The sequence below is a fragment of the Nostoc sp. CMAA1605 genome, from assembly GCF_021596505.1.
In the GTDB taxonomy this organism is placed as follows: Bacteria; Cyanobacteriota; Cyanobacteriia; order Cyanobacteriales; family Nostocaceae; genus Trichormus.
In genome coordinates this window covers 1-18,120 of sequence record NZ_PJIZ01000049.1, presented here as the reverse complement: position 1 = coordinate 18,120, position 18,120 = coordinate 1, and the positions used below count along the sequence as shown (strand labels likewise).

Annotated in this window: 18 protein-coding genes, 1 other RNA gene and 1 pseudogene; 13 read left to right on the top strand and 7 right to left on the bottom strand. The window is 39.0% G+C overall.

Translation table 11 applies throughout. From position 1 onward, the window contains the following. Positions 1 to 364: 364 nt before the first annotated feature. The 4 genes from glyA to CV014_RS17230 all read left to right on the top strand — a co-directional run bounded on the left by glyA (position 365) and on the right by CV014_RS17230 (position 4,657). Positions 365 to 1,648 (top strand): serine hydroxymethyltransferase, encoded by a 1,284-nt coding sequence (gene glyA / locus CV014_RS17245; RefSeq protein WP_236143151.1) that lies wholly within the window; start codon positions 365 to 367, stop codon positions 1,646 to 1,648. A gap of 17 nt (positions 1,649 to 1,665) precedes the next feature. Further along, positions 1,666 to 1,842: a hypothetical protein gene (locus CV014_RS17240; protein WP_236143150.1), complete on the top strand. Its 177-nt coding sequence runs from the start codon at positions 1,666 to 1,668 to the stop codon at positions 1,840 to 1,842. A gap of 75 nt (positions 1,843 to 1,917) precedes the next feature. Then, positions 1,918 to 2,979, top strand: coding sequence for a glycosyltransferase family 4 protein (locus CV014_RS17235; protein WP_236143149.1), 1,062 nt, complete (start codon positions 1,918 to 1,920; stop codon positions 2,977 to 2,979). 427 nt (positions 2,980 to 3,406) lie between these two features. Further along, positions 3,407 to 4,657, top strand: a complete 1,251-nt coding sequence (locus CV014_RS17230) for a competence/damage-inducible protein A (RefSeq protein WP_236143148.1) — start codon at positions 3,407 to 3,409, stop codon at positions 4,655 to 4,657. Between the two features lie 206 nt (positions 4,658 to 4,863). On the opposite strand, the gene CV014_RS17225 is transcribed toward CV014_RS17230, so the two are convergent. Next, positions 4,864 to 6,405, bottom strand: coding sequence for a serine/threonine protein kinase (locus CV014_RS17225; RefSeq protein WP_236143147.1), 1,542 nt, complete (start codon positions 6,403 to 6,405; stop codon positions 4,864 to 4,866). A gap of 29 nt (positions 6,406 to 6,434) precedes the next feature. Further along, on the bottom strand, positions 6,435 to 7,928 hold the full coding sequence (locus tag CV014_RS17220) for a serine/threonine protein kinase (protein ID WP_236143146.1): 1,494 nt from the start codon (positions 7,926 to 7,928) through the stop codon (positions 6,435 to 6,437). A gap of 193 nt (positions 7,929 to 8,121) precedes the next feature. On the opposite strand from CV014_RS17220, the gene CV014_RS17215 reads away from it, so the two are divergent. From CV014_RS17215 to queF, 5 genes are all read left to right on the top strand, one after another. Continuing rightward, a complete protein-coding gene (locus CV014_RS17215) occupies positions 8,122 to 8,388 on the top strand; it encodes a YciI family protein (RefSeq protein WP_236143145.1) in 267 nt (88 codons plus the stop codon). Positions 8,389 to 8,426: 38 nt separating this feature from the next. Further along, positions 8,427 to 8,523: signal recognition particle sRNA small type (ffs, locus tag CV014_RS17210), an RNA gene on the top strand. 27 nt (positions 8,524 to 8,550) lie between these two features. Then, positions 8,551 to 8,931: a phasin family protein gene (locus CV014_RS17205; protein ID WP_236143144.1), complete on the top strand. Its 381-nt coding sequence runs from the start codon at positions 8,551 to 8,553 to the stop codon at positions 8,929 to 8,931. Positions 8,932 to 9,075: 144 nt separating this feature from the next. After that, positions 9,076 to 9,471, top strand: a complete 396-nt coding sequence (locus CV014_RS17200) for a hypothetical protein (RefSeq protein ID WP_236143143.1) — start codon at positions 9,076 to 9,078, stop codon at positions 9,469 to 9,471. Between the two features lie 123 nt (positions 9,472 to 9,594). Next, positions 9,595 to 10,005, top strand: coding sequence for a preQ(1) synthase (gene queF, locus CV014_RS17195; RefSeq protein WP_236143142.1), 411 nt, complete (start codon positions 9,595 to 9,597; stop codon positions 10,003 to 10,005). Between the two features lie 49 nt (positions 10,006 to 10,054). Here queF and CV014_RS17190 read toward each other — a convergent pair whose 3' ends face one another. From CV014_RS17190 to CV014_RS17180, 3 genes and pseudogenes are all read right to left on the bottom strand, one after another. Next, the gene (locus CV014_RS17190; protein ID WP_236143141.1) at positions 10,055 to 11,434 is read right to left on the bottom strand and encodes a cytochrome c biogenesis protein; all 1,380 of its coding nucleotides are present in this window, start codon (positions 11,432 to 11,434) and stop codon (positions 10,055 to 10,057) included. 59 nt (positions 11,435 to 11,493) lie between these two features. Then, positions 11,494 to 12,234, bottom strand: coding sequence for a cytochrome c biogenesis protein CcdA (locus CV014_RS17185; protein WP_236143140.1), 741 nt, complete (start codon positions 12,232 to 12,234; stop codon positions 11,494 to 11,496). Positions 12,235 to 12,328: 94 nt separating this feature from the next. Further along, positions 12,329 to 13,602: pseudogene (locus tag CV014_RS17180) on the bottom strand (ATP-binding protein). Between the two features lie 222 nt (positions 13,603 to 13,824). Here CV014_RS17180 and CV014_RS17175 point away from each other — a divergent pair. The 3 genes from CV014_RS17175 to CV014_RS17165 are packed head-to-tail and all read left to right on the top strand — an operon-like array spanning position 13,825 to position 15,771. Continuing rightward, positions 13,825 to 14,355, top strand: coding sequence for a DM13 domain-containing protein (locus CV014_RS17175; protein WP_236143139.1), 531 nt, complete (start codon positions 13,825 to 13,827; stop codon positions 14,353 to 14,355). A gap of 42 nt (positions 14,356 to 14,397) precedes the next feature. Beyond that, positions 14,398 to 15,195: an SDR family NAD(P)-dependent oxidoreductase gene (locus CV014_RS17170; RefSeq protein ID WP_236143138.1), complete on the top strand. Its 798-nt coding sequence runs from the start codon at positions 14,398 to 14,400 to the stop codon at positions 15,193 to 15,195. Positions 15,196 to 15,207: 12 nt separating this feature from the next. Next, complete coding sequence (locus CV014_RS17165) at positions 15,208 to 15,771, top strand: NADPH-dependent FMN reductase (protein WP_236143137.1); 564 nt, start codon at positions 15,208 to 15,210, stop codon at positions 15,769 to 15,771. A 42-nt stretch (positions 15,772 to 15,813) separates the two neighbouring features. Here the strand turns inward: CV014_RS17165 and CV014_RS17160 are convergent, their stop codons facing one another. Next, entirely contained in the window at positions 15,814 to 16,203 is a 390-nt protein-coding gene (locus tag CV014_RS17160; RefSeq protein ID WP_236143136.1) for a hypothetical protein, read from the bottom strand. Positions 16,204 to 16,295: 92 nt separating this feature from the next. Here CV014_RS17160 and msrB point away from each other — a divergent pair, with 92 nt between their 5' ends. Beyond that, positions 16,296 to 16,790: a peptide-methionine (R)-S-oxide reductase MsrB gene (gene msrB, locus CV014_RS17155; RefSeq protein ID WP_236143135.1), complete on the top strand. Its 495-nt coding sequence runs from the start codon at positions 16,296 to 16,298 to the stop codon at positions 16,788 to 16,790. A gap of 135 nt (positions 16,791 to 16,925) precedes the next feature. Here the strand turns inward: msrB and CV014_RS17150 are convergent, their stop codons facing one another. Continuing rightward, positions 16,926 to 17,651 (bottom strand): CHRD domain-containing protein, encoded by a 726-nt coding sequence (locus CV014_RS17150; RefSeq protein WP_236143134.1) that lies wholly within the window; start codon positions 17,649 to 17,651, stop codon positions 16,926 to 16,928. Positions 17,652 to 18,120: the final 469 nt, after the last annotated feature.

Sequence of the window (18,120 nt, the reverse complement as noted above, 5' to 3'; positions counted from 1 at the left end):
CATATTTTAGCACATCCTGCAAGTATCTTGGTGAAAGCTGATTTTCTGAACCTCCAACTATCAGAGTATCTCACTAGCAAAATATAGAAGAAAAACTATTTTCTTCCCTTACACCCTTACACCCCTACACCCCTACACCCTCACACCCCTGATTTTCTTAAAAGTATCAAAGTTGATATTTTCGTAAACAGGTTTATGATCATAAATCTATGAAGTTATTCGGCAACTGATAATTCCAGATGGAATACATCATGTTTGTATAGCAGTTCAAGAAGGTAGAAATCTTGATTGTCAACTGTTAACAGAGAAACTTGTGTGCCGATCGCCTTAACTTTCGTAGAAACTGCTATTAGGTATAGTTAAAGTGACTAGAACAAATTCAGACTTGCTTGCTACCTCCGATCCCGCGATCGCAGAATTAATTAATCAAGAACTCCAACGCCAACGCGGCCATTTAGAACTGATCGCTAGTGAAAACTTTACCTCGGCGGCTGTACTAGCAGCTCAAGGTTCAGTCCTCACCAATAAATACGCCGAAGGTTTACCTGGTAAGCGTTACTATGGTGGGTGCGAATTTATTGACAAAATTGAACAAATAGCCATTGACAGAGCCAAGCAGCTATTTGGTGCGGCTCACGCCAACGTCCAACCCCACTCCGGCGCACAGGCGAATTTTGCAGTTTTTCTGACTTTGTTAGAACCTGGTGACACAATCATGGGGATGGACTTGTCCCACGGTGGACACCTTACCCACGGTTCTCCGGTGAATGTCTCCGGTAAATGGTTTCAAGTCCGTCACTACGGCGTAAGTCAACAAACAGAACGACTAGACTACGACCAAATTCGAGAGCTGGCGTTAAGGGAGCGTCCTAAGCTTTTGATTTGTGGTTATTCTGCCTATCCTCGCATCATTGATTTCGCCAAATTCCGTAGTATTGCTGACGAAGTTGGTGCTTACTTACTCGCAGACATTGCCCACATTGCGGGGTTAGTCGCCACCGGCTTACATCCTAACCCGATTCCTTATTGTGATGTCGTCACCACCACCACCCATAAAACCCTGCGTGGCCCCAGAGGTGGGTTAATTTTGACCCGTGATGCAGAATTGGGTAAAAAATTAGATAAATCCGTATTCCCTGGAACTCAAGGCGGCCCCTTAGAACACGTGATTGCAGGTAAAGCCGTAGCTTTTGGTGAAGCCTTAAAACCAGAATTTACCAATTACTCACAGCAAGTAATTGATAATGCTCAAGCCTTAGCCACTCAACTGCAAAATCGCGGTTTAAAACTGGTATCTGACGGTACAGATAACCATTTAATGCTCGTCGATTTGCGTTCGATTGGGATGACAGGTAAGAAAGCAGATCAATTAATGAGTGAAGTGAATATTACCACCAACAAGAATACAGTTCCTTTTGATCCCCAATCGCCATTTATTACCAGTGGTTTGCGCTTAGGTTCTCCCGCCATGACAACCAGAGGGATGGGAGTCGATGAATTTATCGAAATTGGCAACATTATCGCCGATCGCCTGCTTAATCCAGAATCAGCAACCGTAGCTCAAGACTGTCAACGTCGAGTAGCTGCATTGTGCGATCGCTTCCCCTTATATCCTCACCAGGAAATTCCTGTACCAGCTTTGGCTTAGGGATTGGGGATTGGGGATTGGGGACTGGGGATTGGGGACTGGGAAGTATAGGGAGTGTGGGGAGTGTGGGGAGTGTGGGGGGAAAGATTTCTTCCCTATCCTCCCACACCTCCCACCCCTCCCACACTTCCTACTTGCCCCATGCCCCATTCCCCATGCCCCATTCCCAATATCCAATTCTTATGCTGATTTAGGCCTGAAATGTAGTAAAAATATGAAGGAAACGTCCTTGGCCAATTTTTGTTAATAAACTTTCTAAAAAATTACAGATGCCTGCTCAGATATATCATCTGATCGCCTTCCTCGTTGCCGCAGTAGTCGTCCTTTGGACTACGCCTGATGTCAAAAAGATTGGCATTAAAAGTGGACGCGTAGATCAACCTGGTGGTCGCAAAATTCATGACCGTCCGATGGTACGCCTGGGAGGAGTATCCATCTTCGCAGGTACAATACTATCTCTAATGATTGTGTGGTGGTTGGGTGGCTTTGCTAATCTGCCTCCCGAAAAGGAATGGCAAATTTGGGGCGTAACTTTAGGTGGTCTTGGCTTTTTTTTGATTGGTTTAGCCGATGACTTATTAAGTTTATCTCCTCTAACAAGACTGTTAATGCAAATAATTGTTGCCGCCTGTGCTTGGAAAGCTGGTGTCAGCATAGATTTTATTACTATCCCTACTGTTGGTATAGTTAACCTCCACTGGCTCAGTTTGCCTATTACTGTAGTTTGGTTAGTCGGGATGGTCAACGCCATCAATTGGATTGACGGCTTAGATGGTCTGGCGGCTGGGGTTTCTGGGATTGCGGCTGTCGTTATGCTATTTGTATCCTTATTTATGCAGCAACCAGCCGCCGCTTTAATTGCAGCCGCCTTAGCTGGTGCAGCTTTAGGATTTCTCCGCTACAACTTCAACCCAGCACAAATTTTTATGGGTGACGGTGGCTCATATTTTATGGGTTTTACTTTAGCCTCTGTGGGTGTGATTGGTTTAGTCAAAATCCCCGCTTTCACTGCCGTTCTTTTACCATACTTAATTTTGGCTGTCCCCATTGTAGATATGTCCGCCGTGATTTTGGCTCGTCTACGTCAAGGGAAACGACCTTGGGTTGCAGATAAATGTCACCTCCATCATCGCCTTTTGCAAGCGGGTTTATCCCATCGCTGGTCAGTATTATTTATCTACTGTCTAACTTTGTGGGTAGGAAGTTTAGCATTATTTGTGGCTGGTGTACCTAGCAGTATTGCTTACATTTGTGCAACCACTTCACTTTTAAGTTACGTCTGTTGGAGAGTCCGCAAGTTTTCTCAGCAAAATCGTAAATTACAAAAGTAATTAATATGGCACTCTAAGTAGAACGGTGTAAATAATTAAAGGTTCGTAGTAAGGACTAAAGTCCTTACTACGAACTAAATGCAATTTTTTTACATTACTTTACATAGTTTGGTTTTTTCAAGTCGTTCTACTTAAATTCAAAACGACATTGACCAATCTTCTCAGGGTGTGTGACGCTTTGGCGTAAACACGCCTTATTTATTGATTGGCTAACTAAGTAGTGTGTTAACCTGATACAAATTACTATCAGTAATATCAATTCGCAATGGACTTCGTCCCGCTTCTCTACGAGACGCTACGCGAACGCTAACGCAATGGACTAACGTCCTGCCACGCTAATGCAATTTAGAAGGCTTTATCTGACAAGGTAATGTTTAAGAATTGCTTTTAAAGCCAAAATTTTATTTTTACTTTTGACAAGAAATCAATGAGTGCAGAAATTATTTGTGTCGGTACTGAACTTTTACTGGGAGATATCCTAAACGGAAATGCTCAATATCTAGCCCAACAACTAGCCCAATTAGGAATTCCCCACTATCATCAAACCGTGGTAGGAGATAATCCAGAACGCATCAAGCAAGTTATTGAAATTGCTATTTCCAGAGCTAATATTCTCATTTTTACCGGTGGACTAGGCCCCACTCCCGATGACTTAACCTGTGAAACTATCGCTGATTTTTTTGGCGCGCCTTTAGTAGAAGACGCAGCCATTATTGAAGATATCTCCCAGAAATTTGCTCACCGTGGTCGGGTGATGACTCCTAGTAACCGCAAACAAGCATTGATTCCCCAAGGTGCAGATATTTTACCTAATCCCAGTGGTACAGCACCTGGGATAATCTGGAAACCCCGCCCAGATATTACCATTTTGACTTTCCCTGGTGTTCCCAGTGAAATGCGCCGAATGTGGGAAGAAACAGCCGTACCATTTTTGAAAAGTCAAGGTTGGGGTCAAGAAATTATTTATAGCCGCAGTTTGAGGTTTTGGGGAATTGGGGAATCTGCTTTAGCAGAAAAAGTGAGTGATTATTTTAACTTACCGAATCCCACAGTTGCACCCTATGCAGGGAAAGGAGAAGTACGGCTACGTGTTTCAGCTAAAGCCAACTCATCAGTCGCAGCCGAGGCGTTGATTGCACCTGTAGAACAACAGATTAAAGAAATTGCAGGTTTGGATTTCTATGGTGTGGATAATGACACCTTAGCTTCCGTTGTCGGTCAATTATTACGGACATCAGGAGAAACCCTAGCAGTGGCTGAATCTTGCACTGGTGGAACTTTGGGGCAAATGTTAACAGAAATCTCTGGTAGTTCTGATTATTTTTGGGGTGGTGTAATTTCCTACGATAACTCCGTGAAAGTGGGGTTATTGGGAGTGAAGCCGGAAGATTTAGCAGAGTTTGGAGCAGTTAGTGATACCGTTGCAGAGCAGATGGCAATTGGTGTTAAAACCCGCCTAGCAACTACTTGGGGATTAAGTATCACGGGGATTGCTGGCCCCACTGGGGGAAGTGAAACTAAGCCTGTGGGATTGGTTTATATTGGTTTAGCAGGGCCGAATGATGAAGTCAAAAGTTTTAAATATCAGTTTGGGACAATGCGCGATCGCTCTTTTATTCGTCATCTGAGTGCTTGTACAGCCCTAGATTTATTGCGGCGGAGGTTGTTGACTAGCTAATTGATTCAGATTAATTGACTTATTTACTAATAAAATGTGATTTTTTGTCATCTGCAATCACTCTGTAATAAATTGTGATTAGCTATGACCAGACAAAAAAGCAAAATTTCACTGAAACAGGTATTTTGAAAATAGCGATCGCACAACTTTCTGGTATAACAACGTTTGCAGAAACTATCGATAGTTTCTCCTGCAAGAAATCTAGTCTAGACCCAAGTAATTGGTATATCTATAAATTTACTAATTTCTTCTGCTATAAAATAAGTTTCTGATGTAGTAAGTTGATAACTTAATCCATATCCTTGATTACCTATCACTATAAAGAGCATGGGGGGTACTTCCTTTTCTTGTATTTCTTTACCTCCCTCAGTGTTTACTTCAAATTCCTCATAACTTCTCTTTTGAAATATTATACTAGAAAGCCTTTGTACAGGCTTTTTGCAAACTGTATAAACTTCCTTGATTTTGGATTTTGATGTGTAATTAAATGTTAAAGAAATTTTTTGTGCTGCAATATTTAAATTTAAAGAATCGATGGATTTAATAGTTTCATTAATGGATAGTTGGTTATTTATACCAGGGAATAAAGTATTAATAAATTTATAATTTTCTGGAAAAGTATCAAGCTTAATACGATTAATTAATTCAATAAACATTGATATTAATATCATCGGAATAATTATCGGAATAAGAGGTAAGATTATCAGAAAAATAAATATATATAAAGCAGGATTGATTAGTATCGAGAGAATTTTCGAGAGCCATGATTCATGATATTTTTGTTTCACCTTATTAATAGATTTCATATAATCATTTTTGGCAGAATTACTCTGCTTGTAAGGAATAGTAATATTTAGAGAGTCATCTTTTTTTTCAATAATAATTCTACTGAGTGGTGGCTCATTAAATTCTATTTTACCCGATTCCAAAGCATTTAAAGATTCTGTAACGGAGCTAAAACGTTTTTTGAGACGGGGATGTGTCATTAATTTCAACCAGTCTCTAAAGCTAGAACTAACATGAGTAAATTGTTCAAACTGAATTTGTAAATTTTCCTGGGGTAAATCTGCGGGTTCTATACCTGTTATTAAATAGATGAGTGTTGTTCCTAAACTATAAATATCAGAAGCAGGAAGAACTTTACCACCGAATTGTTCTGGTGGCATATAACCATAAGTACCAACTATTGTAATAGTGCCATCTTGATAATTGGCAAGATGCAATGAGCCAAAGTCAACTAAATAAACATCACCAACACTATGAGATGAGCGATTAGATAATAAAACATTACTGGGTTTAATATCGCGGTGAATTACACAAGGTTGGTGAGAATGAAGATAATCTAATATTGAAAGTAACTGTTTGGCTAGTTGCCTGACTTCTATTTCACTAAATGTGCGCCCATTGATCAGATATGTTTGTAGAGATTGAGCGTCAATATAAGTTTGTACCAAAGCAAACCCGTTTAAATTAGGACTATTTATTGTAAAATATTCAATGTATTGAGGAATAGATGGATGTGATAAAGATTGTAGAATTTTAACTTCTCTCTCAAATAATTTTAAGTCATCCCAATGGAAGGCATCGTTAAATATTAGCAGTTTAACTATAACTAATTGGTGAGTTTGCAAATCTTTAGCTAAGTATGTATAACGGTTGATATTACATCCCAACTGTTTCTGAATCTGATATCGATTATGCAATACTTCAGTATAATTCAACATATCTTCACTACTTAAGGCTGACAATTATGAAAAATTGAATTAATGAGAGATTCTTATTCTTCAGTTATGGGAATATCTAAGAAATTACTGATCTCTTGTGCTATCCAGTTACGTTCATCTAAACTCAGGGGCAAATCTAAATATGAATTCAAGTCATAATGATTGATTGTACCCTCCCAAATTACTAAATTTGGAGGTTTATCTGTGTTTTTATAGCTTTGATTTAACTTAGTGAGTTTATATTGTTGTGCTGTGGAAACTAGCTTCCAAATATAAGCTCTAGGAATAATTAGTATTGGTTTTGATAAACTCAAAGATGTATGACTAAATATTTGTCTATCAATAACTACATTTGTCTTATCTATTTTTAAATATACTTTTGCTAAAATTGTATGGCTCAAAAGATAAAGTATTAAACTAGATATTGATATACCACAGGCAATAAATAAATATTGAGGGATGAATTTTATTAAATCTAAAATAAAAATTAACTTATTTCGCAAAAAGACATTTACAAAGATGAAGAAAAATATAAATCCATATACCATAATAAAAGGAAAAGAAACCTCAAATATAAATTTAAATATAGTAAATATAGATTTAAATATATTCTTACGCGGAAAAAATATATAAAGTTCTTCAGGTGTTATAATCAGTTTAATTTTGCTAAACTTAGGTTTGATAGCTACCTGTAAGTCTTGAGAATACTTTAAATTAAGGTCAGATAAATTTTCTAAATATTTTAGTGCTAGTGCAGCAGAATTAAAACGACGATTTAGACTAGCCTGAGTCATTAACTTTAACCAAAGATTGAGTTCCGAGCTAATATTATTTATATTGCTGATTGGAAAGCTTAAATCATCATCTAGTAATTCAGCAGGATGCTTTTTTGTCAATAAATAAATTAAAGTTGCACCTAAACTATAAATATCAGAAGCTGGGCATACTCTCCCTCCAAACTGCTCTGGTGGCATATATCCGTATGTACCAACCACTGTCCTTGTACTGTTGGATTGTATAGTTGTCTTTACAGAGCCAAAATCTACTAAATATACATTACCGACACTGTTACCAGTACGATTAGCTAAGAGAATATTGCTAGGTTTAAGATCACGATGAATCACACTTGGTTGACGTGAATGTAAATAATCTAATATGGCTAATAAAGATTCTCCTAGCTGTTTAATATCTCGCTCATTAAAGTTTCGCCCGTTTTCTAGATGTGCTTGCAGAGATTCGGCTATGATATAAGTCTGCACTAAGGCAAATCCTTGGAGATTGGATATATCTAGTTCAAAATAATCAATATAATTAGGTATACCAGGATGAGACAGACTTTTGAGAGTTTCTGCTTCTCTGACAAATAACTTCAAGTCTTCCCACCGAAATTCCTGGTTAAATAACAGGACTTTAATAACTACTAATTGTTCTGTCTGCAAATCTTTAGCAAGGTGTGTATATCTTCCTCGATTTTTTTGGAGTTGTTTGAGTAATAAGTAACGATTATTTAGTTGAATAGAATTGTTGTCACTGAGATGATCTAACATATTTCCTCTTCTCAACTTTATTTACATTGATGAAATAATGATGGGGTACCTCCACATTTGATTAATTTATTGCAGAGAATCTATAGGACTATCTAATTGCAGCTGAGGTGAATTAGCAGTTCGTTACAATTCGTAACTTAACACCGATAAACTACTAAAATAAGTTTTTTGTCGCAAGGGGACTTCAAATACAATGCCGTGGTTTGTCAAGATAGAAGAGGGCAAAGTTGATAAAACTACCTTTGATCAATACGTACCTGCCCATAGAGCCTACGTCCAAGAGTTGATTGCTCAAGGACACAAAGCTAAAACTGGTTACTGGGCAAAGATGGGTGGCGGGATGTTACTGTTTGAAGCGGCTTCAATGGAGGAAGCCGAGAAAATTGTGGCGCGTGATCCCTTGGTATATAACGGTTGTGTCAACTACAAATTATACGAATGGAAAATCGTTGTCGAATAATACTCACTTACACAGAATTTAGTGTTATACTTTTTTTAGACCTGGATCTATGCGGCTGCAACGCCTAAACCTTGTCAGGACCGGAAGGTAGCAGCAACATGGGATGCTTGTAGTAGGCGTAGTCTCCGGGTTCCCCTATTTGACTAGGAGCAATCAGCAGCAATGCCTGGCTTTGGAGATTTAGTTCAGAAAGCTTTTTACCTTGGTGTCGGGTTGGCTTCTTACGCTGGTGAGAAAGCTGGAGGAAAATTATCTGAACTGCGATCGCAAGTCCAAAAACTGGCAGACGAAATGGTGGCAAAGGGCGAAATGACCACAGATGAAGCCCGCCGCTTTGTGGAAGATATGATGAAACAAGCTCAACAACCGCAACCGCCTGCTGAGACTGCTGAAAAAACACCGCCTTCCGAACCTCGTCGCATCGAAATTATCGAGGAAGACGAAGAACCCACGGTGAAACAGGAATCGACTGATAACGTAGATCAATTACGCCGACAAGTGCTAGACCTGCAAGAAGAGTTAAAGAAATTGCAGAACGATTAGGGAGTGCTGAGTACGCCCGCAAAAGTTTAGTAGAATGTCACGCCCTTAAGAATTTATAATATACATTACCTGGGGTGAACTTAGAGTGCTTCAAGCCGAGCAGCCCTAAGCGTCCTGTTGGCAAGAATTAAGGGCGTAACATTTATGGAACAATGGCAAAAAGATTTGATGGAAATTGTAGAAACGATGGCTGATGAAGTGGAGCGTTTCTTCCTGGGAATGACTGATATGGTAGATGCTTTTTTTGAGTTAACAGAAGAGATTTCTGAACAAGTCCAGACTTCTATTGTGACTGAAGTGGATCAGTATTTACAAGAGATTACTGAACCATTTTTAGAAGCTTATTGGGAACTGGAAGACTTGGTTGTTGATGCTGATCCTGGCTTTCCTTACTCCGTGGAAGCTACAGCAGAACAAAATCCCGCTTGTGTTGGTTGTCAGAATTATCATGGTCATGTGTATGGAGGGAACTTGTTAGTTTGTGGTATGCACCCCCACGGCTGGGATGATGGGAATTGTCCAGACTGGGAACAAGGATAAAGGTAAAAGGCAAAAGGTAAAAGGGAGAAGGTGAAAGGTGAAGGACAAAGGTAAAAGGAAAAAAGGTTAAAATTAGAACTTGTACGGTTTTGCAATTGACCTGATATTTTTACCTGTTGACTTATGAGTAATTCCTCACCTGAAACTGTATCTGAGTCTAGCCAAGAAATGAAGTATGGTGAACGCATCATTGCGGAAGGACAGCTAATTACGTTTCCTAATCCGCGTGTGGGTAGACGTTACGAGATTAATATTACTTTGCCGGAATTTACTTGTAAGTGTCCATTCTCCGGCTATCCTGATTTTGCCACTATTTATATTACCTACGTTCCTGATGAACGAGTGGCGGAGTTAAAGGCACTAAAACTTTATATTAACAGTTATCGCGATCGCTACATTTCTCACGAAGAATCTGCTAACCAAATTCTTGATGATTTTATCGCTGCTTGTGACCCTCTAGAAGCGACGGTAAAAGCAGATTTTACTCCTCGCGGTAATGTTCATACTGTGGTAGAAGTACGACATCAAAAGTAAGCTGTTGAATGTTGACTGTTAACTGTTAACATTCACATACAGCTAATATTTATTTGGTGACTGGAACTGCTTCAGAATTAGCACTCAAACTATCTAAAATTTCTAAAACTTCGCGCTCAAAGGCTACTTGTGCGCGATTAGTTTTACCACCAATATACAAGCGATCGCCTGTTTTTAATGCCCAAATTTGCGAGTGGGAAAAATAACTCATGACTGTACCCAACATCAGCACCGCAAACCCAACATAAACAATGGGAATACCTGGATCGGCTTTAATTTGCAACCCTGTACTACCAACTACATCGGCAATTTTTAAGGTGATACCGTTGACTTGAGTGGACATCCCCGTGCGGACGGTATCAACTAATTTACCTTGAGCATCATAAATTAACACCATCCCTTGCAAATCTTTAGCTAATAGGGAAACGCCTTCACTCAAATCTGGCTTGGTAGGAATCCAAGTACCCCAAATGCGTCCTTGACCTTTAGTATCTAATAACGCCATTGGTAGCTGAAACACAGGACTTTTATTCAGCCGTACACGCACAGAGGAAATACCCCAATCTGTTTGGTAAAAAGTAATGCCATGATAACGCAGGGGTTGGTTGACAAATATCTTTTTGTGGTCAACTTCCTGTCCCTGATTATTTAAAACTGACATATCTGAATAAAATTGATCAATGCCACCTTTGGGTGTGTAATCAATCCAAAATCGATTTACCCGTACAGACCAATCTTTGGGAACTGGCGCAGCTAAAGGCCCTGCATCGATAATATTTTGAATTTGAAAAGTATCGCCACTAGCAATCATTTCTTGGGCGATAAATCCCGTCATTGCGCCCCAAATCCCGCCTAAAAGAATTGTGACAATTCCAATGTGTACGATAATAGGGCCAACGCGTCCAACTATGCCTTTACGGGCGTAGAGAATACCATCTTTTTCTTGAAAAATTTTATAACGACGATTTTGTAATAAAGGTGTTAAAGATTCCACAGAACCATTATCTAGTTCTGCACTTAAAGCGAGTTTTTGAAATTGTCGTGGTTCTTCGTAATATTTCCAGCGACGCGCCGCTTTTAAGGCTGGTAGCTGACGGGTGAAGGTACAAGCAGTTAAACTAGTCCCAAATAAAACGAGTAAAGCTAGAAACCACCAAGTCCGATAAACATGATCTAAACCGACTACTTGAATTACCTTCCAAGTCAGAAAACCAAATAAAGCCGGGTGTTCTGGGTAATTGGCTTGGTAGAATGCTGGTGATTGACCTTGCTCGATGACTGTACCAGTGACGCTAAATAAAGCGATGATGAGTAAGAGTGCGATCGCTAATCTTAAATCTGTCAGTATTGGTAACAACTCTTTTCGCAAGTATTTTCCTGGTAAAGACCACCAAGGAGAGTTTGTCGGCGCGGAATTATCTATAGTCATTGCTTACGAAAAACATCGGGTGTAGGAGAAGTAGGTGTTTGTTGTTGTTTGCAAATGGCTTACAAACTACCAAAGGGAATGCGAGAAATGAGGGAAAATACGCCAAAACCAACTAAAAGCGCGCCGCTAACTGGATTAATCCAACCAGACCACCGACGTAATTCTAATAGCTTCTTAATAGACGCAGTGAACGTACCCGCTAAAATCAATGGTGCAACATAGCCTGCTGTGTAGGAAATTAACAACACAGCACCCAAAAATAAGTCCTGGGTATTGGCTACCCAACCTAATAAACTGGCTAAAACAGGAGTGCTACAAGGGGAAGCAACTAAGCCAAAAGTTAACCCCGTTGCATAGGAACGCACCCCAGAGGGTAAATCTGGAGAAATCCAGTTGGTATCACCAAAAGATGGCAATTGTAGGGGTATAGCCTCTAGTAAATTCAACCCCATGAGAATAACGATAATACTCACAATAATCGGCAATCCCCAGCCTATTTGACCGTATACTTTGCCTAGTAAAGCTGCTATGATACCAAGCCCGGCGAGGGTAGTGGCTAATCCTAAAGCAAACCATGTTGATTGTAGAGCTGCTTGCCATCGGCTTTTGGCTTCATAGCCGCCAATGTAGCCAATGGTAATTGGCAGCATGGAAAGCATACAAGGTGTGAGGCTAGTGAGTAACCCTGCTGTGAAAATTATGCCAATACTCAGCAAGTTCAAGTGTGTCAGTTGTTGAGAAACAAGAGTGTTGGCAAATTGTTCTAGTTGGTAAAGTTGGGTTTGCAGATTCTCCAGCATGGGATGTTAGTAGGCAAGAAATGCTTGTTCTGCTTGCATTGTAGCTTAATTTTGATTATCCTTGGTGATTTGAAAACAGGGTGTTAATGAAGTCTCAGCATTTCTCAAAACACACGACTGGTAATTTGATAGTTACCCTAGTACCTGTAGTTTGGTCAGACTGAATAAATAATTCCCCGCTATGAGCATTAATGATACGTTTAGTGATGGCGAGTCCTAAACCTGTGCCTTGGGGTTTTGTGGAGAAGAATGGCTTGGTTAACTTTGGTAGTACGTCTGGCGGAATTGCTTCACCACCATTCCAGACATGAATATCAACCTGACTTTCACAGGAGTTATTTACTTCCAATTTAATCTCACTTTCTGGGGTAACTGCCTCAAAAGCGTTGCGAACAATATTAATTAAAACTTGTTTGAGTTTATCTTGATCTGCTAAAACTTTGACTGTAGATGATGCAGAGATAAATTGAATTTGTCGTGAATCTGCCTCTGGCATTTCACAAATAGACATCAAAAATGCACTAATAAATTGATTGACATCTACTTCACATAGTTGTAAAACCTGGGCTTGGCATATAGTAAAATTTCACCCAGCAGATTTTCTAACCGATGTCCTTCACTGAGTGCTAATGCTAATCGCTCTTGTGCTGCTTCACTTAAAAGGTGTTTTTTGGCATATTTCAATCCCATATTCATCGTTGTTAAGGGATTGCGAATTTCATGGACAATCATAGCAGCAAATTCACCAATAGCTGCTAGTCGTTCTTGTTCTACCAGTTTTTCTTGTGCTGATTTTAATTCTGCGGTACGAGCTTCAACTTCAGTTTCGAGAATCTGATTAAATCGACATTGTTGTTCATACAAATGATAATTATCAATAGCTGTAGCAGCACGTTCTGCAAACATTTCTGCTAGTTGAATTTCTTCTAGAGAAAATTCTCTTGGTTGTTGATGGAAACAGCAGATAGTGCCAATTACTTCTCCTGTGGCTATTCTTAAAGGTATACCTAAATAAGCACAATAACCTTCAGGTGCTTTGCCATATTCTGGATGTTTATTGGCATCTTCCACCGCTAAGGAATGACCACTTTCTATAACAGTATTAGTCAGTGAACCATGTAATGAATAAAGGTGTTCACCTGCTCCCATATCTAGGCTACTCGCCAGTACCTTTTCAAAGCCTTGCTGACATAGGGTAACTACTGACCAATCTAACTCCAGTAATTCACTGACTCCACAGGCAATATCATGTAGATAACTCGGTAATTTCCCGGTGCGATAGTTCAAGGAAGATAAAAGTGCGATCGCTCTTCTCTCCCTCTGCCACCTTTGACTGTGTAAGATTTTCTCATCAACGGCTTTGATCATAAGTGTTTATAAATGATTCTGCGAATATTTATTTATAAGCCAAATATTAAAGTTTAAATTTTGCTGAGAAAATCCTAAGAAATTTTTAGACAGAATATCACATTTTATCAAGGCATTTCCTTAGATATTCATAATTTTTAAACTAATTATTTCGGACATAATCAATCTTAAGTTGCAAGTTGTCTTGCAACTAATAATTATTGCAATCAGGGATTTGAAGTTATGAAATCGCAATATTTGCTGGGGTTGGGTCTGGTTTCTTTATTGATGGTTACTTGTGTGCAAAAAGCATCAAGTAAACAGTTGCTAACAAACTTTGTGAGTGCAAATGCAAATACACCCATACTTTTGAGCAAAATGCAGAATGTTGATAATTTTGGTAAATCTGCCGCTAAAACTACCATTAAATCTGGTTCATTTGTTTCTGGAGAACACACAACTCAAGGAAACGTCAACATTGTGACTCAAAATGGTCAAACATTTATTGAACTTGAGCGATCATTTAAAACTTCTAGCTCCGGCCCAGATTTAGTAGTAGTTTTACACCGTTCTCCTAACGTTATTGGCTCAACTCGTCCCCCAGCTTATTCCCTAAAAAGAGGAGATTATCTTGTCATCGCTCCCTTACAAAAATTTCGAGGTACTCAACGTTATCGCATTCCCCAAAATGTTAATTTAGCCGATTATCAATCTGTTGCTATTTGGTGTCGCAAATTTAATGCAACTTTTGGATCTGCCACTTTAAGAGGCTAAAAATTAACCAAAATATAACCAGCAATTAACCAAAATAAAAATATGAATTTAGCAGGTAAAGTTGCCCTAGTTACAGGTAGCAGCCAAGGAATTGGACAAGCAATTGTTTTACGTCTGGCTCAAGCTGGTGCAAATGTTGTGATTAACTACCGTTCTCATCCAGAAGGCGCAGAGGAAACTTTAGCTAAGGTAGAGGCGTTTGGTGGTAATTGTCACATGGCACAATGTCATCAATCTCATGGTTATACTCTCAAAGCTGACTTGGGTAGTGTGGAAGAAGTGCGTCAATTAATTACAGAAAGTATTGAGCATTTTGGCAAGTTGGATATTTTGGTAAATAATGCGGGTATTGAAAAACACGCACCTTTTTGGGAAGTGACAGAAGCCGATTATGATGCAGTCATGAATGTGAATTTAAAAGGCGTGTTTTTTGCCACTCAAAGCTTTGTCCAACACTTAATTGCTACTCAACGTACAGGCAAAATTATTAATATTAGTTCTGTGCATGAAGAATTACCATTTCCCAATTTCACAGCCTACTGTGTAAGTAAGGGTGGGATGAAAATGCTAACTCGTAATTTAGCTGTGGAGTTGGGAGCATTGGGCATTACTATTAATAATGTTGCCCCAGGAGCTATAGAAACGCCGATTAATACTAAATTGTTAAATGATCCAGAAAAATTGGGAGCTTTACTACAAAATATCCCCCTGGGTCGTTTAGGAAAACCCCAAGATGTAGCTTCCTTAGTGGCTTTTCTAGCTTCTGCTGATGCTGATTACATTACAGGTAGTACATTTTTTGTAGATGGGGGACTACTTTGGAATTATCAAGAACAGTAGCTAGAAAAAATTATGCTAGATGCAGATTTATTTATTCCCGTGATCCTTGGTACTCCTCGTCAGGGTCGTCAAAGTGAATATGTGGCTAAATTTATTGTGGAGCAAATTGCCACACGCGATCGCCTCACCACTGAATTAATAGATATCAGAAATCTAGCCATAGCTACCAATGACGCAGGCGAATCAATTAAAGATCCAGCCTTTTCTGCCACTATTGAACGTGCAGATGGGTTAATTATCGTTGTACCAGAGTATAACCACGGCTATCCAGGTTTACTCAAACACGTACTTGATAGCTGCCTCAAAGAATACATTCATAAAGCTGTTGGACTGTGTGGGGTTTCCGCAGGTGCTTTTGGTGGGACAAGAGTTATTCAAAATCTCTTACCTGTAATGCGTGAGTTGGGGTTAGTTACTATTTTTTATGACCTCAACTTTAGCAACGTACAGACACTATTTGATGAATCTGGAAATTTGATTGATAAACCAACTTATATTCGCCGCATAACAAGATTTATGGACGAGTTAGTTTGGATGTCAACCGTTTTGAAATACGGGAGACAAAACCCTAATTAAACCAAATCTTTCATGTAAACCCAAACTATAGAAATTCTGCAATTAAAACATCTGCAAATTTTCCTGACGAAACAGTTTAAAGGCTCTAGCAGCTTCTGGAATTAGCTCAATATACCAATAGCCGCTGATTTCATCAGCAAACCAACTCACAATTGTTAATGCGGGTTGTCCAAAGTCATGTTTTTCCATACCAAAAAACTCGCCAAACTTTGCACCTAAATGACCAATTTGACCAGACGCATCACCTTTATATCCCGCAGCTTCCGATAATTCCCAAGTCCGTAATCGGCGATTATTTTTCATAAAGTAACAATGCTGATATAACTTCTCTAAAATAGCTTTGTGTCCTAGAGTTAAATCACAATAAATTGCTCGAAATGCTTCTAGGTACTCCTCTTGTGCAGGAATATAGCGTTCATGATGTAGTGACAAATGATTACTCCTCTACCTTTTGATTTGGTGATTCTTTAATAGCATTCACAACTGTTAATGTCGATAGATTTACTTAAATTAACTCCAAAAATATGAAAAAACGCTATTTTTTACAAGCTGGTGCATTCACAGTAGCTACAGTTTGGTTGTCACATTATTTAACAGATAGGTCACAAGTTATGGCACTCCCGAAAAATCAATTTGAAATTACAAAAAATGATGCAGAATGGCAAGAAATCCTCACGCCAGAACAGTTTTATGTACTACGAAAACATGGAACTGAACGCGCTGGTACTAGTCCCCTTGATAAACAATATGCCAAAGGTAATTATATCTGCGCTGCTTGTAACTTACCTTTGTTTACATCTACAACTAAATTCAACAGTGGTACAGGCTGGCCTAGCTTTTACGCACCCATTGATGGCGCAATTGGTACATCTATAGATAAGTCATTATTCATGACCAGAATAGAAGTGCATTGTCGTCGCTGTGGTGGACATTTGGGTCACGTATTCGATGATGGCCCCGCACCTACAGGTAAACGTTACTGCATGAATGGGGTAGCAATGAAATTTGTTGCTGGTTAAAGAAACATCTTTTATCGGTCAATAGGGGCGGATTTTGTGAGATATTCGCTCTCGAAAACAAATATTTTGGTTAAACCCGCCTGTACAACCGTTCACAATCAAAACTAAAAGATATGCAACTCCAGATACATGATTTCATGCACGATGGAGTTGTCCGCGAATATCTCCGTAAAAAGTTTGTCCTTTTGTATGTAAGTTAAAGTAAAGTTCGCCTTTTTGGAGAATGTATTCCATACCTGCAATTGTTTTCACCTTATCTGATGTACCTGGAACAATGGGACATCCCGCCGTAAATGCACCAACTATTCCCTGTCCAGATTTACTGGTTTTTTCAATATGTGCATTGTTGATTTCTACTGAAAACACACCATCAGCAATATTTTCTTGAATATTACTAGCAAGAGCAAAATCAACTAAGATGGGGCCAAGTTGATCAGGTCTACCGCAGTGGATGTGAAACATGACAACATCTTGAGGATTGACATTTTCAACCTTGACATCTACGTAAGCTTTACTTAAGTCACTAGTGAAACGTACTACTCCATGACCGCGTGATTTGCGGTCATTTCTCAGCAAAGATGGTGCAGTAGACCGAAATTCTTTGGGAGTGATGGAGGGTGTGTCTTTCTCTTCGCCTGGTTCTTGCTGAGGACTTAAAAAAGCCTCGTACACAAAACCAACTTTTTCGCGCCTATTCAGGTCAAAGTTAATAGATGTAGATGTAGGTTGAACTGCGATGTTTCCACTATCGGGGACGGAAGCTAAGGCGTTAGAGTTAATAGTTGTCTGGTTGATGTAAATAAACAGCCACAAAATCAAGGATAGACAGGTGATGAGGACAAAAGTATATCTTTTTTTCATAGTCGTTGGCTCTAGGTAAAATACACCTGGATAAAACTTGTCCAATGTCAAATTAAATTCCAAACAACTATTATATTTAAACTTTTTGATACAGCAATACTAAATACTTTGTAACTAAGCAAAATATTTTTTAGTATATTAATTTACACTAAAGACTCTGGGCTTATAACTATTTATCACGTAATTTAGAACTAGCAATGACAAAAAATGTAATATTAAAAACTTTTAAGATTATGTAATGACAATCTAGATTTTGACAAAGGCGAAGTAGCAAAAATCACTAAATGCGATTAGGGAATGATATTTCTAGGACTACACATCCGATATCAGTTTGGAATGGGCCATGAATTTCGCCTGGTGGTCTGCTAGCGTAATGTCCAGTTTCTAACCATGTATCAAAAGCTTGGTCATAAAGACGACCACTAACTACAAAATCTCTTCAGGATAGGGATGACTTTTGCACCAAGAG